Source organism: Sphingomonas ginsenosidimutans, assembly GCF_002374835.1.
In the GTDB taxonomy this organism is placed as follows: domain Bacteria; phylum Pseudomonadota; class Alphaproteobacteria; order Sphingomonadales; family Sphingomonadaceae; genus Sphingomonas; species Sphingomonas ginsenosidimutans.
The window spans coordinates 39,109-51,413 of the sequence record NZ_NWVD01000009.1 but is presented as its reverse complement, the minus strand read 5'-3'; the positions used below and the strand labels follow the sequence as shown (position 1 = coordinate 51,413).

Genomic DNA, 12,305 nt, shown 5'->3' with positions numbered 1-12,305 from the left:
CGGGGGTGAAGCGAAGGTGGAGGGCGGGTCGAACGACGGTGTAGGCGCGGGCGCTGATGTAGGACAGGCGGCACCCGCGACCCGTCACACCGGCGGCAACCCCGCAAGCAACGTGTCGAGCGTCACCGGCACGTCGCGCACGCGGATGCCGGTGGCGTTGTAGATCGCATTGACCACCGCGGCGCCCGCTCCGGAGATGCCGAGCTCGCCGACCCCCTTCGCCCCCGCCTGATTGGCGGCATCGTCGATCTCCTCGATGAAATGGCATTCGATCTGCGGCACGTCGGCGTTCACCGCGACATGATATTCGCCGAAATCGGGGTTCACGAACCGGCCCGAGCGGGTGTCGACCACTGCCGCCTCGCCCAGCGCATAGCTGACGCCCCATACCATCCCGCCGATCAGCTGGTTGGCGGCGGTGGCGCGGTTGAGGACGCGGCCGACGTCGAACACGCCCAGCATCCGGCGCACGCGCACCTCGCCGGTCACCGCATTGACCGCGACCTCGGCGAAATGCGCGCCGTGGCTGGCCTGGCTGGTCTTCTTGGCCTGCGCGCCGGGGCTGCTCTTGCCGATGGCGTCGATCGCCTCGCCGCGCAGCAACTCGACCAGCGAGGCATCGCGCCCGCCCGCGCTGGCGCGGCCGTCCGCCAGCGTCAGCTCATCCGGGCTGGCGTTCATGCGGCGCGCCAGTTCGGCGACGATATCCTCGCACGCCAGCACCGCCGCCGACGCCGCGCTGCCCGCGCCGAACGACCCGCCGGAACCGGCGCTGCGCGGCAGATCGCTGTCGCCCAGTCGCACGTCGACGTGCGACGGGTCCAGCCCCAGCACCTCCGCCACGGTCTGCGCCAGGATGGTATAGGTGCCGGTGCCGATATCGGTCATGTCGCAGGACACCATGGCGCGACCGTCCGCGCCGAGCCGGACGCTGGCGCTGGCCTCCACGGTGAAATTGCCGCGCAGTGCGGCGGCCATGCCGATGCCGATCAGCCATTCGCCGTCGCGCACGCTGCCCGGTTTGGGTACCCGATCGGGCCAGCCGAAGCGGCGCGCGCCTTCGTCATAGCAATCGGTCAGGCGGCGGGTGGAGAAGGGCTTGCCATTGGTGGGATCGCGATCCGGCTCGTTCCGGCGGCGCAGCTCGATCGGGTCGAGCCCCAGCCGTTCGGCCAGTTCGTCCATCGCGCATTCGACCGCGAAAGTGCCGATCGCCTCGCCCGGCGCGCGCACCGCGCCGGTGGCGGGCAGGTCCAGCCGGACCAGATCGGTGCGGAAGCGCCGGTTCGCGCCGCCGTAGAGGGGCAGCGAGCCGAACGGGATCGGTTCCAGGAATCCGCCGTCGTCGTTCTGCGCGGCGGTGCCGGTATGTTCGAAGGCGGAAATGACGCCGTCATGGTCGCAGCCGATGCGGACATGCTGGACCGTCGCGCTACGGTGATGAACCAGATAGGCGGTGTCGCGGCGCGGCAGCGCGACCTTCACGGGGCGGCCGAGCCGTTCGGCGGCGATCGCGGCCAGGATCACCTCAGGCCCGACCCCGGTTTTCCCGCCGAAGCCGCCACCGACATAGGGGGCCAGGACGCGGACGCGTTCGGCGGGCAGGCCCATCGCCTTGGCGATCGTGTCGCGCGCGGCGCCGATCACCTGGTTGCTGGTGCGGACGGTCAGCACGTCGCCGTCGAACCAGACGGTGGAGGCGTGTGGTTCGAGCGCGGCGGGGAAGTGCACCGGCGTCGCATAATGTTCGTCCAGCACCACCGGCGCGGCGGCGAGCGCGGCGTCGACGTCGCCGACGTCGATCGCGGGAAGGAAGCCGAGCTTGTGGTCGCGCTGTGCCGGTTCGCCGTCCATGTCGAAGCGGCCGGCGGCGCGGTCGACATGGACGTGCACCAATGCGGCGGCCTCGCGCGCGGCGGCCTGCGTCTCGGCGACGACCAGCGCGACGGGCTGGCCGTGGTGGAAGATGCGGTCGGTGCCCCGGGCGGGCATGGCGCGGCTGTTGCCCTCCCCCACCGGCATGCGCGGATCGTCGCGGAGCACTGCGACCACGCCGGGAACGGCCAGCGCGGCGGCATCGTCGATCGCGGTGACGCGCCCGGCCCCGGCCGGAGCGCCGACCACCGCGGCATAAGCGACGCCGGCGGGGGCCTGTTCATAGGCATAGGGCGCGCGGCCGGTAACCTTCAGCGGGCCTTCGACGCGAGGCAGCGGGGTGCCCAGCACATTCTTTTGCGCGCGCGCCAGTACTCCCGGCCGCTCGCCGGAATCGATCGCCTGTTCGCTCATGCCACTCCCCTCGTCACCGTGGCCATGGATATGGGGCGGGGGCGCGGTCGCCGCCAGTTCAGCCCGGCAATCCTTCGAGCAGTTTGTCGCAGGTGATCGGATAGTCGCGCACGCGCACCCCGGTAGCGTTGTAGATCGCATTGGCGATCGCCGCGCCCGCACCCGAAATGCCCAGTTCGCCGATCCCCTTGGCATGGATCGGATTGGCATGGATGTCGCGTTCGTCGAGGAAGTGCACGTCGATCTGCGGCACGTCGGCGTTCACCGGTACATGATATTCGCCCAGGTCGCGGTTGACGACCTTGCCGTTGCGCGGATCGTGGACCAGCTCCTCGGTCAGCGCGGCGCCGATGCCGAAGGTCATGCCGCCCAGGCATTGCGAGCGCGCGGTCTTCTCGTTGAGGATGCGCCCGGCGGCGAACACACCCAGCATCCGTTCGACGCGCACCTCGCCGGTGACGGCATTGACCTTCACCTCGGCGAAATGCGCGCCGTAGCTGGCCTGGTTGAAGGCTTTCTCCTGCTTGCCCGGCGCGATCTCGCCCAGCGCGGACAGACCGTCGCCGACCAGCTCGGCGATGTCGACCGCGCGATTGTCGGCGATGGCGCGGCCGTCCTTCAGCGTCATCGATTCGGGCGAAGTGCCCATCGCCTTGGCCAGTTTCTCGCGCAGCAATTCGCAGGCGAGATAGACCGACGACCCGGCCGATCCGGCGCCCCATGACCCGCCCGATCCGGCCGAGGGCGGAGCGGCACCGTCGCCCAGCTGCACCTCGACCCGGTCGAGCGGCAGCCCCAGCGTCTCCGCCGCGATCTGCGCCAGGATCGTATAGCTGCCGGTGCCGATGTCGGTCATGTCGGTGGCGACAATCGCACGGCCCTCCGGCGTCAGCTGGACGCGCGCGGAGGATTTCTGGAGCATGTTCGACCGCACCGCCGCGGCCATGCCCATGCCGTGCCACCATTCGCCGCGACGGTCCGATGCGGGGGCCGCGTGGCGATCCGCCCAGCCGAACAGCTGCGCGCCCTTGTCCATGCACGGCACCAGCTGGCGCGAGGAGAAGGGCACCTGCTTTTCCGGGTCCTGATCGGGTTCGTTGCGGCGGCGCAGCTCGATCGGATCGAGCTGCAGCTTCTCCGCCAGTTCGTCCATCGCCGCTTCCAGCGCGAGCATCCCCACCGCCTCGCCGGGGGCGCGCATCGATCCCGCCAGCAGCCAGTTGAGCCGCACCAGCTTGTGATCGACCAGCCGGTTGGCGGCGGCATAGGCGAAATGCGTACCGATCCCGGCGGGTTCGAAGAAATCCTCCCCCGGCAGGTTGGTGGCGAGCGTTTCGTGCGCGATCGCGGTGAGGCGGCCGTCCGGGCCCGCGCCCAGCCGGATGCGCTGTTCGGTGTTCGATCGGCGGACCGTGGCGTCGAACACCTGCTGGCGCGCCATCGCAACCTTCACGGGCCGGGCGAGCTTCCTCGCGGCGACCGCGGCGGCGACGCTTTCGGGGGCGATCCCCAGCTTCGATCCGAACCCGCCGCCGACGTAGCGCGACACGATCCGCACCTTGTCCTTCGCCACGCCCAGCGCCGCGGCGAGCTGCGACTGGTCGGAGGCGACCATCTGATAGGCGCCGTGGAGGACAAGCGTGCCGTCGTCCTGCCAATGCGCGATCGACGCATGCGGCTCCATCGCGGCGCTGTTCTGGCTGGGGGTGGTGTAGGTGGCATCGACCGTCACCGCCGCGGCGGCCATCGCAGCATCGACGTCGCCTTGGCTGGTGGTCGGCGGGATCTGGTCGGGCGGGGGCGTCTCTGCCTGATCGCGATGTGCGGCGAAGACATAGGCGCCCTCCGCCGGTTCGGCATCGACATGGACCAGCGCCGCGCCTTCGCGCGCGGCCTCGAACGTGTCGGCGACCACGATGGCGACGATTTCGCCATGGTAATCGACCTTCTGCACGCCCTGCGTCGGCGCCTTCATCTCGCCGCCCTGCTGCGGGTTGCGGATGAACGTCGGGTAATCGGTGACGACGTCGATCACGCCGGGCACGCTGCGTGCGGCATCGGCGACTACGTCGCGGATCGTCCCCGACCCGAACGGCGCGCGTACCAGCACGCCATAGGCCAGATTCTCCGCGGGATATTCGGCGGCATAGGTGGCGCGGCCCGATACCTTCAGCGGCCCCTCGATCCGGTCGAGCGGGCGGCCGATCACCCCCTGCGTCCCCTGATCGAGCAGGCTGTGCGGGTGCGGCTGGTCCATCGTCAGGCTGCGCGTTTCCTCGCGACCCAGCAGGGTTCCGATCAGGCTCATCGCGTCAGTTCCTTCAGGCAGGCGGTCAGCACGCGGCGCGCGAGCGGGATCTTGAAATCGTTGGTGCCGAAGCCCTTCGCCCCGGCGAGCAGCGCATCGGCCGCCGCGGCGAACACTGCGTCGGACGGCGCCTGCCCGACCAGCGCGGCCTCCACCGCCGCATCGCGCCACGGCATGGGCGCAAGGCCGCCGAAGGCGAGCGCGGCGGAGGCGATCTTCCCGCCCTCCATCGTCACCACGCCCGCGACCGAGACGAGCGCGAAGGCATAGGAGGCACGGTCGCGGACCTTGCGGTACAGCTGCCGCCCGGCCGGCGGCGCGGGCAATTCGACATGGGTAATCAGTTCACCCGGTTCCAGCACGGTTTCCACCTGCGGCGTGTCGCCGGGCAGACGGTAGAAATCGCCGATCGCGATCCGCCGCTTGTCGCCGCCCGGCGTCTGGGTGACAATCACCGCGTCGAGCGCGCGCATCGCGACCGGCATGTCGCCGGGATGCGTGGCGATACACTGGTCGCTGGTGCCCAGGATCGCGTGGATGCGGTTGAACCCGCCGATCGCCTCGCACCCTGATCCCGGCGCGCGCTTGTTGCAGCCGGCGGCGGTATCGCAGAAATAATAGCAGCGCGTCCGCTGGAGCAGGTTGCCCCCGGTGGTCGCCTTGTTGCGCAACTGCCCGCTCGCCCCCGCCAGCAGCGCACGGCTGAGCACCTCGTATTTCGCGATGACGCGCGGATCGGCGGCCAGATCGCTGTTGGGCACCAGCGCGCCGATCGTCAGCCCGCCGTCGGCACGCTCCTCGATCCGGTTCAGGTCCAGTCGGCTGATGTCGACCAGCTTCTCGGGCGTTTCGACCTGCAGCTTCATCAGGTCGATGAGGTTGGTGCCCCCGGCGATGAAACGCCCGCGGGCGGCGACCGCATCCGCGACGCTGTCCGCGCGCGCATAGTCGAACGTCTTCATGCCGCCACCTCGTCGCGCTCGCCGGCGACCTCGCGGATCGCATCGACGATATTGGGATAGGCGGCGCAGCGGCAGATATTGCCGCTCATCCGCTCGCTGATCTCCGCATCGTCGAGCGTCACCGCGTCGAGATCGGCGCTGGCATGGCTGGGCCAGCCCTTCGCCACCTCGTCCAGCATCCCGACCGCGGAGCAGATCTGCCCCGGGGTGCAATAGCCGCACTGATAGCCGTCATGGCGAACGAACGCGGCCTGGAGCGGATGCAGCGCCTCCGGCGTGCCAAGCCCCTCGATCGTCACGATATCGTCATCCTGATGCATCACGGCGAGCGTGAGGCAGGAATTGATGCGACGGCCGTTCACCAGCATGGTGCACGCGCCGCACTGACCGTGGTCGCACCCCTTCTTGCTGCCGGTCAGCCCGAGATGCTCGCGGGCGAGATCCAGCAGCGAGGTCCGGATGTCGACCTCCGCCTCGTGGGATTGTCCATTGATGGTGAAGCGCATGTCCCTGCCTTTCGGTAACTTTCGCCCAACGCCGCCCGCTCGTTCCAGGTCCGTGCGAACGATTCTCATCGCCGCGGTCTGGTCGGGGCTGGCGGCGGCGTGCGCGCCGGTGCAGCATCGCGCGATGACCGATCCGTCGCTGCCGTCCGCCCCGCTCGTCATCGCGCATCGCGGCGCGAGTGGCGAGCGCCCCGAACATACCATCGCCAGCTACACGCTGGCCATCCGCCAGGGCGCCGACGTGATCGAGCCGGACCTGGTGCCGACGAAGGACGACGTGCTGGTCGCGCGGCACGAGAACGAGATTTCGGAAACCACCGACGTCGCGCAGCATCCCGAATTCGCGGACCGGCGCACCACGAAAACGATCGACGGCCAGACGCTGACCGGCTGGTTCGTCGAGGATTTCACGCTGGCCGAGCTGAAGACGCTGCGTGCGAAGGAACGCCTGCCGCAGCTGCGCCCCGCCAATGCCGCCTATGACGGGCAGGAGACGATCCCGACCTTCGCCGAGGTGATCGCGCTGGCCAAGGCGCATGGCGTCGGCATCTATCCCGAAACCAAGCACCCGACCTATTTCGCGTCGATCGGCCATCCCACCGACGAACTGGTTGTCACCGCGCTGCGCGAGGCGGGGTGGGACAGCGCACGGGCGCCGGTCTACCTCCAGTCGTTCGAGGTCGACAACCTCAAGCGGCTGGCGAAGATGACCAAGGTGCGGCTGATCCAGCTGGTCGCGGGGGAAGGCGCGCCCGCCGACGGGGCGGCGCCCAGCTATGCCGCGATGATGACCCCGGCGGGGCTGCACGCGGTGGCGAAATACGCCTATGGCATCGGGCCGGACAAGGCGATGCTGTGGTCGGGCGACGCCGCGTCGTCGCTGGTCAAGGATGCGCACGAGGCGGGGCTGCGCGTCCATCCATGGACGTATCGGGCGGAAAACTACTTCCTGCGCGCGCCCTTCCGCCGCGGCACCGATCCGCGCGCGCACGGCGACCTGGCGGGCGAGATCCGCGCCGCGCTGGACCAGGGAATTGACGGGTTTTTCACGGATTTTCCTGCTATCGGGGTCGCCGCCAGGGGGCGGGAGACCAAGTGACATGCGTAAGCTGATGATGGCGAGGCTGGCGGCGGCGATCGTGCTGCTGCCGGCGGCAGCAGGGTGCGTGCGCACCGTCGCCGGGGTGGTGACCGCGCCGGTCAAGCTGGCGGGCAAGGCCGTGGGCGGCACCGTCGACATGATGACCACCAGCGAGAAGGAAAAGGACGAGAAATACGTCCGCCAGATGCGCAAGCGCGACGAGGCGGAGGCCAGGGCGCAGCGCGAGCGCGAGAAGGAATGCCGCAAGCATCCGGAGCGGTGCGAGGGGTAGGGGGCGTAGGCGGGGCGGGTCGGGTTGGCGCTATCGCGGCGACACCATCGTTCGTCATGCCGGACTTGATCCGGCATCCACCGGCCCGCAGACGCACCGGCTGGTGCGCTTGCGGAACGATGGACCCCGGAACAAGTCCGGGGTGACGGGGAATGCGAGGCACGGTGCGGCGTCCTTAACGGTCTGGACGCATTCCCGCATGATCATGCCCACTCCTTCACCCCGCCAACCTCCATCATCCCCATTCGGGGTTCCTTCGGCGGGGGCATTGGGTTAACAGCCCGCCAATGACGGTCGAGGGTCAGGACCAGCCGGCGCAGGGACGGTTCGAGGGCGCGGCGCACCTGTTCGCGGTGCGCGTCTATTTCGAGGACACCGACCTGTCGGGCGTCGTCTATCACGCCAATTACCTGCGCTATATGGAACGCGCCCGGTCCGACATGCTGCGCGTCGCCGGGATCGACCAGCGCGCGCATTTCGAGGGCGGGGGCGGCGCCTACGCGATCGCCGACCTAGCCATCCGCTACCGTGCGCCGGCGCGGCTCGACGATGCCCTGCTGGTCGAAAGCCGCGTCGTCGTGGCGCGCGCCGCCAGTGTCGTCATTCATCAGACAGTCAGGCGCGGGACCCAATTGCTGACCGATGCCACCGTGACCGCGGCGCTGGTGGGGCCGGACGGCCGCCCGCGCCGCCAGCCTGCCGCGTGGATCGACCGTTTCCGCAGCCTCGTCCTCCAGGGGGAAGATACGCCGTGAACCCGATTTTGCAGACCGACGCCGCGACCCTGTCCCCGATCGCGCTGTTCCTTCAGGCCGACTGGGTGGTGAAGGGCGTGATGCTGGGGCTGCTGCTGGCCAGCATCTGGACCTGGGCGATCATCATCGCCTTCTGGGTGAAGCTGGGCCGCACGCGCAAGGCGAGCGAGACGTTCGAACAGGAATTCTGGCGCGCCGACGACATCGACGCCTTCGTCAAGACGCGCGGGACCGCCGACCTGCCGACCGCGCGCGTGCTGGCGGCGGGGGTGACCGAATGGCGCCGCTCGACCCAGGGCAACCGCATCGATCGCGACGGCACGCGCGAGCGGCTGGGCACGACGATGGGATCGGCGGTCGCCAAGGAGATCGACCAGCTGTCCGACCGGCTCAACGTGCTGGCGACGGTCGGGTCGGTGGCGCCGTTCGTCGGGCTGTTCGGCACCGTATGGGGCATCATGCGCAGCTTCACGTCGATCGCCAGCCAGCAGAACACCAGCCTGGCGGTGGTCGCGCCCGGCATCGCCGAGGCGCTGTTCGCGACCGCGATCGGGCTGTTCGCCGCGATCCCCGCGGTGATCGCGTACAATCGCTTCAGCCATGCGATCAACCGCATCGAGGCGCGGTTGATGCGCTTTGCCGACGGGTTCCACGCCACGCTGTCGCGCCAGCTCGACGGCGAGCGGTGACGCGCGCATGGCGATGAACCTTCCCTCGCAACGCGGGCGCGGGCGGCGCGCGCCGATGGCCGACATCAACGTCACCCCGCTGGTCGACGTGATGCTGGTGCTGTTGATCATCTTCATGGTCACCGCGCCGCTGCTGACGCAGGGGGTGCCGGTGAACCTGCCCGATACGCGCGCCAAGCCGCTGGACCAGGACCAGCAGCCGACCGAGATCGCGCTGGACCGCGACGGGCGGATCTTCATTGGCAAGGACGAGGTGTCGGCCGATGCGCTGCCGCCGCGGCTCGAGGCGATCGCGGGGGCGCGGACGGGCAAGGAGCCGCCGCAGGTGTTCCTGCGCGCCGACCGGGCGCTCGATTACGGCCGGGTGATGAAGGTGATGGGCGAGCTGAACCGCGCCGGGCTGACGCGCGTCGCGCTGGTGACGGTGGGCGAGGACTGACGGGCGTGGAGCGCGCCGAGAAGATCGGGCTGGCAGGGGCGGTCGCAGGGCATGTCGTCCTGTTCGGCCTGCTGTCGGTCGGGTTTCTCGACACGCCCAACCCGGTCAAGCTGAAACAGGCGCCGGTCGAGGTCAGCCTGGTCAAGGAGGTCGCGCTGGAGGCCGCCGCGCCGGCCGCGACCGAGCCGCCGTCGCAGGCGGTCGCGCCCGAAACCGGCGAGCCCGAGGACGCACCGCCTCCGGTGCCCGAACCGCAGCCGCGCCCCGAACCCGCGCCGCAGCCGGCGCCTGCGCCCGCGCCGAAGCCCGCGCCGGTACCCCCCAGGCCGACGCCGCCCAAGCCCGCACCGCCCAAGCCTGCGCCGCCCAAACCGGCCCCGGCGCCCAAGCCCGTGCCGCAGCCCAAGCCGCGGCCGAAGCCCGCCCCCCCGGCGGCGGAAAAAGCGCCCGCCAAGCCGGCGCCCGCGCGCCGGCCGGCGACCGCCGCCGCCAGCGCGACCAAGGCGCCGCCGGCCGCGTCCAAGGGCGCGGGTAAGACGCCCGCCGCCACCGCGGCGCGCCCGCGCGGCGGGCGGCTGGGCGATGATTTCCTCAAGGGGCTGACCGCGGAACCGAGCAAGGCGCGCAACAGCGATGCGCCGCCGTCGGCCGCGCGTGTCGACGGAAAGGCGCTGGCCGCGATCCAGCAGGCGATCGCGCGGCAGATCCAGCCGTGTGCCGACCGGCAGGTCGATCCGGGGCCGGGCGCCAACCAGATCGTCACCACGCTGAACCTGCGGCTCAACCGCGACGGCACCTTGTCGGCGACGCCGACGGTGGTGCGCCAGTCGGGGGTGGACGACGACAACCGTCGTTATGCGCGGCGTGTGGTCGATCTGGGCATTGCCGCGTTCAAGGGATGCTCGCCGCTGAAACTACCCGCCGAATATTATGCCACCGCCAATGGGGGGTGGAGCAACATCAACTATAATTGGAAGCTGCGCTGATGCGTCTGACGTTCCTGATCCCCGCCCTCATCGCCACCGCCGCGCCCGCCTGGGCGCAGGACGTGCCGCCGGTGACGCTTACCCCCCCAGCGGCCCAGTCCGCCGCGGCGCCCGCCGGGGCGACGCCGCCGCCGCTGGAGGTGGACGTCACCGGCGGGATCAGTGCGCCGATGCCGATCGCGATCCCGCCGATGCCGACGACGCAGGTGGTGCAGACCCCGGCCGGCTCCACCGACCAGCTGGGCCGGCAATTGTCGGAGATCGTCGCCAACGATCTGCGCAATTCCGGCCTGTTCACACCGCTCAGCCCGGCGCAGCTGCGCGCGATCGCCTTCCCCGAAGTGACCGCGCCGACGTTCGATTACTGGGGCGGCACCGGCGCGCAGGCGCTGGTCCAGGGCTATATCCGCGCCAATGGCGACGGGACGCTGACGGTCGGCTGCTATCTGTACGACGTGTCGGCGCGTACCGAGCTGACGCGGCAGGGGTTCGTCGTGCCGCCGTCCGACTGGCGCCGCGCCGCGCACAAATGCGCCGACATGGTCTATACCCGGCTGACCGGCGAGGGGCCGTATTTCGACAGCCGCGTCGTCTATGTCAGCGAAACGGGGCTGAAGGCGAACCGCATCAAGCGGCTGGCGATCATGGACCAGGACGGCGCCAACCACCGGTTCCTGACCGCCGGCTCCTCGATCGTGCTGACCCCGCGCTTCGCGCCGAACCAGCAGTCGATCGTGTACATGAGCTATGTCGGCAAGAACCCGGCGATCTACGTCTATGACATCGGGTCGGGGCGCCAGCGGCTGGTGGTGCAGAACGTCGCGACCACCTTCGCGCCGCGCTTTTCCCCCGACGGGCGGTGGATCCTGTTCTCGATGGCGCAGGCGGGCAACACCGACATCTATCGCGTTGCCGCGACCGGTGGCACGCCGCAGCGGCTGACGACGTCGCCGGGGATCGACACCGGCGGCAGCTATTCCCCCGACGGATCGAAGATCGTGTTCGAAAGCGACCGGTCGGGCGGGCAGCAATTGTACGTGATGAACGCCGACGGTTCGAACCAGCAGCGCATCAGCTTCGGCAACGGGCGCTATGCCACCCCGGTGTGGAGCCCGCGCGGCGACCTGATCGCGTTCACGAAGATCGCCGGCCCGTTCCGCATCGGCATCATGAGCCCGAACGGGTCGGGCGAGAAGCTGCTGACCAACGCCTGGCAGGACGAAGGGCCGACGTGGAGCCCGAACGGCCGGGTGCTGATGTTCTTCCGCCAGGGACAGGGCAATGCCGGCAAGGCCGACCTGTGGTCGGTCGACCTGACCGGGGTCAACGAGCGCCGCGTGCCCACCCCGCTGGACGGGTCCGACCCGGCGTGGGGACCGCTTCGTCCCTGATCGCGTTGATGGGGGCATCAACGGGGACCGACAGACCTGACATACCGCAAGGGAGAATGGCCATGGCACGACTGACGACGACGATCCTGATGGCAACCGCGCTGGTCGCCACCGCCGCCTGTTCCAAGAAGCGCCCCGAGGTGCTGCCGCCCGCACCGGGCGAAACCCCGCCCCCGCCCGCGCAGACCGGGCCGGTCGACCCCAACGGCGGGATCGCGCCGGGTTCGGCGGCCGATTTCAAGCGGTCGGCGCAGAGCGACACGGTGCATTTCGGCACCGACATGTACGATATCGATGCGACGGCGCGCGCGATCCTCGATTCGCAGGTCGACTGGCTGCAACGCTATCCGAACGTCACGATCACGATCGAGGGCCATTGCGACGAACGCGGCACGCGCGAATACAATCTCGCGCTCGGCGACCGGCGCGCCAATGCGGCCAAGAACTATCTGGCCGCGCGTGGCATCGCGCCGTCGCGGATCACCGTCATCAGCTATGGCAAGGAACGCCCGGTCGCGTTGGGATCGGACGAGGCGAGCTGGGCGGAGAACCGCCGCGCGGTGACGGTGGTGGTCAACGGCGCGTAAGGGGCGTCGTAACGGCGCGG

At 70.0% G+C, this 12,305-nt stretch carries 12 protein-coding genes; 8 read left to right on the top strand and 4 right to left on the bottom strand.

The features are described 5' to 3' along the window. Nucleotides 1-84: 84 nt before the first annotated feature. From COA17_RS15670 to COA17_RS15655, 4 genes are read right to left on the bottom strand one after another with little or no spacing between them, the layout of a single operon-like run. On the bottom strand, nucleotides 85-2,289 hold the full coding sequence (locus COA17_RS15670) for a xanthine dehydrogenase family protein molybdopterin-binding subunit (RefSeq protein WP_096613733.1): 2,205 nt from the start codon (nucleotides 2,287-2,289) through the stop codon (nucleotides 85-87). 58 nt (nucleotides 2,290-2,347) lie between these two features. Then, the gene (locus COA17_RS15665; protein WP_096613731.1) at nucleotides 2,348-4,597 is read right to left on the bottom strand and encodes a xanthine dehydrogenase family protein molybdopterin-binding subunit; all 2,250 of its coding nucleotides are present in this window, start codon (nucleotides 4,595-4,597) and stop codon (nucleotides 2,348-2,350) included. Continuing rightward, complete coding sequence (locus COA17_RS15660) at nucleotides 4,594-5,559, bottom strand: FAD binding domain-containing protein (RefSeq protein ID WP_096613729.1); 966 nt, start codon at nucleotides 5,557-5,559, stop codon at nucleotides 4,594-4,596. The genes COA17_RS15665 and COA17_RS15660 overlap by 4 nt, the downstream gene beginning before the upstream one ends. Continuing rightward, nucleotides 5,556-6,065, bottom strand: a complete 510-nt coding sequence (locus COA17_RS15655; RefSeq protein ID WP_066487895.1) for a 2Fe-2S iron-sulfur cluster-binding protein — start codon at nucleotides 6,063-6,065, stop codon at nucleotides 5,556-5,558. Before COA17_RS15655 ends, COA17_RS15660 begins: the two co-directional genes overlap by 4 nt. A gap of 124 nt (nucleotides 6,066-6,189) precedes the next feature. Here COA17_RS15655 and COA17_RS15650 point away from each other — a divergent pair, with 124 nt between their 5' ends. The 8 genes from COA17_RS15650 (at nucleotide 6,190) to pal (ending at nucleotide 12,285) form a co-directional block, all read left to right on the top strand. Next, entirely contained in the window at nucleotides 6,190-7,164 is a 975-nt protein-coding gene (locus COA17_RS15650; RefSeq protein WP_096613808.1) for a glycerophosphodiester phosphodiesterase, read from the top strand. 1 nt (nucleotide 7,165) lies between these two features. Continuing rightward, a complete protein-coding gene (locus COA17_RS15645) occupies nucleotides 7,166-7,438 on the top strand; it encodes a hypothetical protein (RefSeq protein WP_245857860.1) in 273 nt (90 codons plus the stop codon). Between the two features lie 287 nt (nucleotides 7,439-7,725). Continuing rightward, the gene (locus COA17_RS15640) at nucleotides 7,726-8,193 is read left to right on the top strand and encodes a YbgC/FadM family acyl-CoA thioesterase (RefSeq protein WP_096613727.1); all 468 of its coding nucleotides are present in this window, start codon (nucleotides 7,726-7,728) and stop codon (nucleotides 8,191-8,193) included. Then, entirely contained in the window at nucleotides 8,190-8,882 is a 693-nt protein-coding gene (gene tolQ / locus COA17_RS15635) for a protein TolQ (protein WP_070321858.1), read from the top strand. Before COA17_RS15640 ends, tolQ begins: the two co-directional genes overlap by 4 nt. Nucleotides 8,883-8,889: 7 nt before the next feature. Further along, entirely contained in the window at nucleotides 8,890-9,321 is a 432-nt protein-coding gene (gene tolR / locus COA17_RS15630; RefSeq protein ID WP_066490695.1) for a protein TolR, read from the top strand. Nucleotides 9,322-9,326: 5 nt separating this feature from the next. Beyond that, complete coding sequence (locus tag COA17_RS15625) at nucleotides 9,327-10,307, top strand: cell envelope biogenesis protein TolA (protein WP_096613725.1); 981 nt, start codon at nucleotides 9,327-9,329, stop codon at nucleotides 10,305-10,307. Further along, nucleotides 10,307-11,698 carry a Tol-Pal system beta propeller repeat protein TolB gene (gene tolB / locus COA17_RS15620; protein WP_096613723.1) on the top strand — a complete coding sequence of 464 codons (1,392 nt, stop codon included), beginning with the start codon at nucleotides 10,307-10,309 and terminating at the stop codon, nucleotides 11,696-11,698. The genes COA17_RS15625 and tolB overlap by 1 nt, the downstream gene beginning before the upstream one ends. Nucleotides 11,699-11,760: 62 nt before the next feature. After that, complete coding sequence (gene pal / locus COA17_RS15615; protein ID WP_066491845.1) at nucleotides 11,761-12,285, top strand: peptidoglycan-associated lipoprotein Pal; 525 nt, start codon at nucleotides 11,761-11,763, stop codon at nucleotides 12,283-12,285. Nucleotides 12,286-12,305: the final 20 nt, after the last annotated feature.

Excerpts from the sequence above, each read along its gene's own strand:
- COA17_RS15670 (WP_096613733.1), bottom strand. The coding sequence starts at position 2,289 with ATGAGCGAACAGGCGATCGATTCCGGCGAGCGGCCGGGAGTACTGGCG.
- COA17_RS15665 (WP_096613731.1), bottom strand. The coding sequence starts at position 4,597 with ATGAGCCTGATCGGAACCCTGCTGGGTCGCGAGGAAACGCGCAGCCTG.
- COA17_RS15660 (WP_096613729.1), bottom strand. The coding sequence starts at position 5,559 with ATGAAGACGTTCGACTATGCGCGCGCGGACAGCGTCGCGGATGCGGTC.
- COA17_RS15655 (WP_066487895.1), bottom strand. The coding sequence starts at position 6,065 with ATGCGCTTCACCATCAATGGACAATCCCACGAGGCGGAGGTCGACATC.
- COA17_RS15650 (WP_096613808.1), top strand. The coding sequence starts at position 6,190 with ATGACCGATCCGTCGCTGCCGTCCGCCCCGCTCGTCATCGCGCATCGC.
- COA17_RS15645 (WP_245857860.1), top strand. The coding sequence starts at position 7,166 with ATGCGTAAGCTGATGATGGCGAGGCTGGCGGCGGCGATCGTGCTGCTG.
- COA17_RS15640 (WP_096613727.1), top strand. The coding sequence starts at position 7,726 with ATGACGGTCGAGGGTCAGGACCAGCCGGCGCAGGGACGGTTCGAGGGC.
- tolR (WP_066490695.1), top strand. The coding sequence starts at position 8,890 with ATGGCGATGAACCTTCCCTCGCAACGCGGGCGCGGGCGGCGCGCGCCG.
- tolB (WP_096613723.1), top strand. The coding sequence starts at position 10,307 with ATGCGTCTGACGTTCCTGATCCCCGCCCTCATCGCCACCGCCGCGCCC.
- pal (WP_066491845.1), top strand. The coding sequence starts at position 11,761 with ATGGCACGACTGACGACGACGATCCTGATGGCAACCGCGCTGGTCGCC.